The 6563-nt window shown below is 68.5% G+C and carries 6 protein-coding genes; 4 read left to right on the top strand and 2 right to left on the bottom strand.

Annotated features, from left to right (window positions below; translation table 11 throughout):
• Nucleotides 1-191: 191 nt before the first annotated feature.
• Nucleotides 192-539, top strand: coding sequence for a HesB/IscA family protein (locus G6024_RS16215; RefSeq protein ID WP_067714160.1), 348 nt, complete (start codon nucleotides 192-194; stop codon nucleotides 537-539).
• Nucleotides 540-612: 73 nt separating this feature from the next.
• The gene (locus tag G6024_RS16220) at nucleotides 613-1590 is read left to right on the top strand and encodes a carbohydrate kinase family protein (protein WP_159149169.1); all 978 of its coding nucleotides are present in this window, start codon (nucleotides 613-615) and stop codon (nucleotides 1588-1590) included.
• 18 nt (nucleotides 1591-1608) lie between these two features.
• On the opposite strand, the gene asnB is transcribed toward G6024_RS16220, so the two are convergent.
• A complete protein-coding gene (asnB, locus tag G6024_RS16225; RefSeq protein ID WP_067714154.1) occupies nucleotides 1609-3534 on the bottom strand; it encodes an asparagine synthase (glutamine-hydrolyzing) in 1926 nt (641 codons plus the stop codon).
• Between the two features lie 280 nt (nucleotides 3535-3814).
• Here asnB and ctaC point away from each other — a divergent pair, with 280 nt between their 5' ends.
• Both ctaC and G6024_RS16235 read left to right on the top strand, forming a co-directional pair.
• Nucleotides 3815-4882 carry an aa3-type cytochrome oxidase subunit II gene (gene ctaC / locus G6024_RS16230; RefSeq protein WP_159149170.1) on the top strand — a complete coding sequence of 356 codons (1068 nt, stop codon included), beginning with the start codon at nucleotides 3815-3817 and terminating at the stop codon, nucleotides 4880-4882.
• A 36-nt stretch (nucleotides 4883-4918) separates the two neighbouring features.
• A complete protein-coding gene (locus G6024_RS16235) occupies nucleotides 4919-5335 on the top strand; it encodes a cytochrome c oxidase subunit 4 (protein ID WP_067714151.1) in 417 nt (138 codons plus the stop codon).
• Nucleotides 5336-5436: 101 nt separating this feature from the next.
• Here G6024_RS16235 and G6024_RS16240 read toward each other — a convergent pair.
• On the bottom strand, nucleotides 5437-6563 hold a 1127-nt coding region (locus G6024_RS16240), incomplete at its 5' end, for an HNH endonuclease signature motif containing protein (protein WP_159149171.1).

Genomic DNA, 6563 nt, shown 5'->3' on the forward strand with positions numbered 1-6563 from the left:
TGGAGCCGAATGCACGCAACTTCACACACCCAGGCTAGGCGATCGACACCGGCGCCGGACATTCACCCATGGGCGACAGCAGGCGTATCGTGTGCGGGGGAACGGGTGCCGGGGAATAGAGGACTCCCCGGTGGGCGTTGAACCTTTCACGACGCCCCCGAAGCCCTCTTCCGATCGCAAGGAGAACCGACATGACCACTGCGGAGAACACCGCTACCGGCGTACTGCTCACCGAGGCAGCCGCCGCCAAGGCCAAGGCCCTGCTGGACCAGGAGGGTCGTGACGACCTCTCGCTGCGCATCGCCGTCCAGCCCGGTGGCTGCGCGGGCCTGCGCTACCAGCTCTTCTTCGACGACCGCTCGCTCGACGGTGACGTGGTCGACGACTTCGGCGGCATCAAGCTCGCCGTCGACCGGATGAGTGTCCCGTACCTGACCGGTGCGTCCATCGACTTCGTCGACAGCATCGAGAAGCAGGGCTTCACCATCGACAACCCGCAGGCCACGGGCTCCTGCGCATGCGGCGACTCGTTCAACTGACGCCGCGGTCGCACTGACGACCGGGCGACCCGGGCCGATCACCGATCGGTCCGGGTCGTCTACTGTCTGGGGCATGCCCGTCGTCATCACAGGTTCCATCGCCACCGACCACCTCATGACCTTCTCGGGTCGCTTCTCCGAGCAGTTGCTGCCGGACCAGCTCGCGCACGTGTCGCTGAGCTTCCTGGTGGATTCGCTGCAGATCCGCCGGGGCGGGGTCGGCGGCAACATCGCCTTCGCGCTCGGCGTCCTGGGTCGGCGACCCCATCTGGTGGGGGCGGCGGGCGAGGACTTCGTCGAGTACCGCGACTGGCTCGAGCGGCACGGTGTCGACTGCTCGGCGGTCCACATCAGCTCCGCGCTGCACACGGCGCGGTTCGTGTGCACGACCGATTCGGAGATGGCGCAGCTCGCGTCGTTCTACCCCGGAGCGATGGGGGAGGCGGCGACGATCTCGCTGGCTCGCCTGGCCGAGCGGATCGGCCGTCCGGACATCGTGCTCATCGGGGCCAACGACCCCACGGCGATGCGCTCCCACACGATGGAGTGCCGCGAGCTCGGTCTGGACTTCGCCGCCGATCCCTCCCAGCAGCTCGCGTTCCTCGACGGGGACGCGGCCGGTGAGCTGGTCGACGGGGCGCGGTACCTGTTCACCAACGAATACGAGTACGAGCTGCTGCTCAACAAGACCGGGTGGTCGGCCGAGGAGCTGGACGCCAAGGTCGGCACCCGCGTCACCACCCGGGGTGGGAAGGGCGTCGTGATCGTCGAGCAGGGCGCGGAGCCCATCGAGGTCGGGATCGTCCCGTCGGACAACCTGCTGGATCCCACGGGGGTCGGCGACGCGTTCCGGGCGGGCTTCCTCTCCGGTGTCCTGGACGGGTTGTCGCTGGAGCGTTCCGCCCAGTTCGGAGCCCTCATCGCCACCCACGTCCTGGAGACCACGGGCACGCAGGAGTGGACCATCGACCCGGCCGCCGCCCGCCGCCGGCTCGTCGATGCCTACGGGGACGAGGCCGCCGAGGAACTGTCGGCGCTCCTGCCCGCCTGACCGTCCCGCCGCCTCCTGCTAGAGGCGGACGGGGTACTCGCGCTGCTCGATGTCCGGGGTGATCCGGCCCTCGACGAAGATGCCGTGCCAGATCATGAAGCACAGCATGGTCCAGATGCGACGACTGTGATCGGACTCGCCGCGGCGGTGCTCGTCGAGCATCCGCAGTACCGCGGCCTTGTCCACGAACTCGTCGGTGCCGGACGCCGCCACGTGCTCGCGTGCCCAGTCGTGCAACTCCGGCCCGGCCAGCCAGTGACGGGTCGGGACGGGGAATCCCAGTTTCTTCCGGTGCAGCACGTGGGCGGGAACGATCCGTTCGAGGGCCTTGCGCAGTGCGTACTTGGTGGTGCCGTGGGCGACCTTCTCGGTGTGGGGGAGCCGCGACGCGACCTCGTAGACCTCACGGTCGAGGAACGGCACCCGTAGCTCGAGGGAGTTGGCCATGGTGACCTTGTCGGCCTTGACCAGGATGTCGCCGCGCAGCCACGTGAACAGGTCCAGGTGCTGCATCCTCGCGACGGGGTCCCATCCACGGGAACGCTCGTAGATCGGCGCGGTGACGTCCTGGTGGCTCCACTCCGGTCGGTAGTCGCGGAGGACCGCCTCCACCTGCGCGTCGGAGAAGGAGCGGGCGTTGCCGTAGTACCGGTCCTCGAGGCTCATCGAGCCGCGGTGCAGCAGGCTCTTGCCCCGGGTGCCCTCCGGGATCCGGGTGCTGAGTCGGCCCAGCGCACGACGGATCCCACCGGGGACCTTCTCGAACGGCGCCAGCGACAGGGGCTCCTTGTAGATGGTGTAGCCGCCGAACAGTTCGTCCGCGCCCTCACCCGAGAGGACGACCTTGACGTGCTTGCGCGCCTCGCGGGCGACGAAGTACAGCGGGACCAACGCCGGGTCGGCCACCGGTTCGTCGAGGTACCAGATGATCTCGGGGATCGCGGCGGCGAACTCCTCGGGCGAGACCACCTTGACGATGTGCTCCACGCCGATCGCGGCGGCCGACTCGGCGGCGACGTCGATCTCCGAGTACCCCTCGCGCTCGAAACCGGTGGTGAACGTCAGGAGGTTCTCGTTGTGGCGTCGCGCGAGGGCGGCGATGGCGGTGGAGTCGATGCCCCCCGAGAGGAACGAGCCGACGGTGACGTCGGCGCGCATGTGCTTGGCGACCGAGTCCTCGAGTGCGGCGGCGATCTCGTCGTAGCGGCGCTCGGCGTCGCCGTCGGCGACGGGCACGACGGGGAACGTGGGCTCGAAGTAGCGCTGGATCACGGGCTCGGTGCCGGGGGTGACCGTGGCATGGCATCCCGACTCCAGGCGCCGGACGCCCCGGGTGAGGGTCTCGTCCTCCGGGACGTACTGGAGGGTGACGTAGTGCTGGAGGGCGCGGGTGTCGAGGGAGGTGTCGACGACGACGAGGTCGATCAGTTCGGTGACCGACTTCTTCTCGCTCGCGAACACGGTTCCGCCGGGTCCGGTCGCCATGTACAGGGGCTTGATGCCGAAGGGATCCCGGGCGACGAACAACGAACGCTCGACGGTGTCCCAGATCGCGAAGGCGAACATTCCGCGGAGCCGGCGGACGGCCGAGGGGCCCCAGTGGTGGAACGCCACGACGATCGGCTCGCCGTCACCCTCGGTGGCGAACACGGCACCGTGCTCGCGCTGCAGCTCCTCGCGGAGTTCGAGGTAGTTGTAGATCTCCCCGTTGAACACCAGCGCGTAACGGTCCGGCTGCTCGGGCGGACCCCAGCGGAGCGGCTGGTGAGAGTGCGCGATGTCGATGATCGACAGGCGGTTGAACCCGAAGGCCATGTCGCCGTCGACCCAGGTGCCCACCTCGTCGGGGCCGCGGTGGCGCTGGCACCCCATGGCGCCAAGGACCCGCGCCTCGTGGGTACGGGCGGAGCCGTCGGGGGTGATCAGACCAAGCAGGCCACACATGCGTCGGGTACCTCGTCCATCGTCGTCGGGGCGTCAGCGGTGACCCGCCCGAGCGGGTCGCGACGCGATCGAATACTACTGGTCGGCGGAACCCCTCCGGCCCCCCGCCGACGGCGTGGGGGAGCGGGCGGGTGAATTGCCGGACCCGCGGCTTCCATTCTGAGAGCCGTGGTCTACTCTTTTAAGGTGTCCCGGCCACGTGGTCGGTGCCGCTGATCAGGAAGGCGTGATGGTGGAACAGCGTGACGGGCGTCGTCGGACGCGCAGGGCGACACTCGCGATGTCTCTCGGCACATTGGGCTTGCTGTTGTCCGGTTGTAGCCTCCACACCGACAACAAGTGGTGGAACCAGACGATGAACTTCGGCTTCCCGACCGGGATCACCCCGGAGGGCGTCGCGATCCGTGAGTTCTGGACGGGCACAGTCATCACGTCGCTCATCGTCGGCTTCTTCGTGTGGGGCCTGATCTTCTGGTCGATGGCGTTCCACCGCAAGCGGAAGAACGACGACGGCGAGTTCCCGCGCCAGACCGCGTACAACGTGCCCCTGGAGCTCATCTACACGGCTGCGCCGTTCGTGATCATCTCCGTGCTCTTCTACTTCACCGTGGTCACGCAGAACAAGGTGCTCGATCTCCGTCCGCAGGAGGAGGTCGGCGTCAAGGTCGACGTCACCGCCTACCAGTGGAACTGGAAGTTCGGCTACAACAAGGTCGACGTCGCCGGGGCCAGCATCGAGGACGGCACCAACGTCGAGGCGCAGCGCGCGGCCGAGGAGGCCGGTGTGCTCTCCGCCGAGGTCCGTGAGGCCCTGGGTCACCACGGTGAGCCGGCGGCCGGCGGCCCGATCCACGGTCGTCTCGCCGAGGACAAGTCGTACCTCCACTACAACAACATCGAGACCGTCGGTACCTCCGAAGAGGTTCCGGTCCTGGTTCTGCCGACCGACACGCGCATCGAGTTCCGCCTCGCGTCGGCCGACGTGGTCCACTCGTTCTGGATCCCCGAGTTCATCTACAAGCTCGACGTCATGCCGCACCCGGGCAAGAACCAGCAGTTGAGCATGTTCCAGATCGAGGAGATCGATCGCGAGGGTGCGTTCGTCGGACGCTGTGCCGAGATGTGCGGTGTCTACCACGCGATGATGAACTTCGAGCTGCGCGCGGTATCGCCGGAGGCCTTCGCCCAGTACATCCAGTTCCGTCAGGACAACCCGACCGCGTCCAACGCGGAGGCGCTGGAGTCGATCGGCCAGGACCCGTACTCGACCTCCACCGCACCGTTCAAGACCGGACGCAGCGATACCCGTGACCAGAACAACATCATCGAGACCGCGTCGGGCAACTGACGGTTCTCCCGGTATCACGCGAAGGATTCCTGAACGATGAACGCAACAGTACGAATTTTCGACGCCCTGTTTATCTTCCTGGCCGTCATGGGTATCGCGTACGCCTACCTCACCGGTACGTCTCGGACGGGCGTCGAGTGGGTCGGCGCCACGGCCTTCGTGCTCTCGGCCGGCCTGAGCCTGCTGATCGGTGGTTACCTCCGCTTCGTGGCGCGGCGCATCAGCACCCTGCCCGAGGACTTCGAGGAGGCCGAGGTCTCCGACGGCGCCGGCGAGCTCGGCTTCTTCAGCCCGCACAGCTACTGGCCCGTGCTGGTGGCCTTCTCGGTCTTCATCATCGGCTACGGAGCGGCCTTCTGGAACTGGTGGGTGCTCATCGGCGGCGCCGTCGCGCTGGTCATCACCGCCTGCGGCCTGGTCTTCGAGTACCACTGGGGTCGCGAGAAGCACTGACCGTCTGACCGTCTTCCACCGGGGCCCGGTGTCGCACGCTGCGACACCGGGCCTTTGTGCTGTCGCCACCAGGGTGTCGGCCCGGGCTCGCCGCGCGCCGGTCAGAAGGGTGGTGGGTCGGGGTCGTGGTGGTGGTCGGGTGGGGTGTCTGGTGGTGGGGCCATGGTGTTGGCTTTGCGTTCGGCGGCCAGGCGTAGGGCGCGTCGGTACCAGTGGGTGCTCTGGGGTCGGGGATCGAGCCAGGGTCGGCGTGGGGGTGGGATGTCGGCGTCGGGGTCGGCCCTGGTGTCGGTCGCAGCCCTGATGTCGGTGTCGGTGGTGTGGTGGCGCCAGCGTGCGAGGGGTCCGTCGGGGTGGGTGGTGAGGGTGTGTCCGGTGTCGGTGGTGATGGTCAGGGTGCCGTCGGGGGCGAGTTGGTAGTGCCAGTTGTGGAAGGTTTTGAAGCGGTGGTGGTTGCGGCACATGGCGGCGAGGTTGTTCTCGATGGTCAGTCCGCCACGGGTGGGATCTGTGTGGTTGAAGGGGCGGACGTGGTCGATGTCGCAGGCGTCGGCGGGGACGGAGCAGCCGGGGTGGCGGCAGGTGCCGTCGCGTAGGCGGATGCGGTGGGCCAGGTCGGCGCTGATGCGGTAGCGGTGGGCGTGGTGGGGGGTGTCTGCGGCGCCGGGTGCGGTGTCGGGCACGGTGATGGTGGCGCCGGTGCTGCGGGTGAGTAGTTCGATGAGTGCGTCGATGGTGGCCGGGCCGCCTCGGGGGAGGTAGACCTCGGGTTCGCCGTCGGGGCCGGGGGGTGCGAGCACGGTGATGGTGGGGCGGATCTGGGTGGCCGGCGGGCGGTGACCCGCACCCGCACCCGCACCCGCGCTCGTACCCGTGCCTTCGCCTGTGCTGCTGTCGGGGCCGGTGCCGGGGTGGCCGAGGATGGCGGTGACGAGGGCGTCGGCGCGCAGTTCGTCCATGCTGCGGATGTTGTCGGTGTCGAGGGTGTCGGCGCCGTGGCGGCGGGTGTTCTCGACGCGGGTGCGGGTGTCGCGGTGGCGTTGTTCGGTGGCCCTGGTCTGCAGCAGGGTGTGGATGGCGAAGGCTTCGGTGGCGGTGAGGTGGGCGGTGAGGTCGGCCATGCCGTCCGGGCTGCGGCGCAGGGTGATGCGGCGTTCGCGGACCGCGGCGGTGCGGCGCTGGCGTACGCCGTCGGGGTCGTGGGCGGCGATGATGCGGTCGGTGTGGG

Origin of the sequence: Dietzia maris, assembly GCF_014144855.1 — a bacterium.
Lineage (GTDB): Bacteria > Actinomycetota > Actinomycetes > Mycobacteriales > Mycobacteriaceae > Dietzia > Dietzia kunjamensis.

Excerpts from the sequence above, each read along its gene's own strand:
- ctaC (WP_159149170.1), top strand. The coding sequence starts at position 3,815 with ATGTCTCTCGGCACATTGGGCTTGCTGTTGTCCGGTTGTAGCCTCCAC.
- G6024_RS16215 (WP_067714160.1), top strand. The coding sequence starts at position 192 with ATGACCACTGCGGAGAACACCGCTACCGGCGTACTGCTCACCGAGGCA.
- asnB (WP_067714154.1), bottom strand. The coding sequence starts at position 3,534 with ATGTGTGGCCTGCTTGGTCTGATCACCCCCGACGGCTCCGCCCGTACC.
- G6024_RS16235 (WP_067714151.1), top strand. The coding sequence starts at position 4,919 with ATGAACGCAACAGTACGAATTTTCGACGCCCTGTTTATCTTCCTGGCC.
- G6024_RS16220 (WP_159149169.1), top strand. The coding sequence starts at position 613 with ATGCCCGTCGTCATCACAGGTTCCATCGCCACCGACCACCTCATGACC.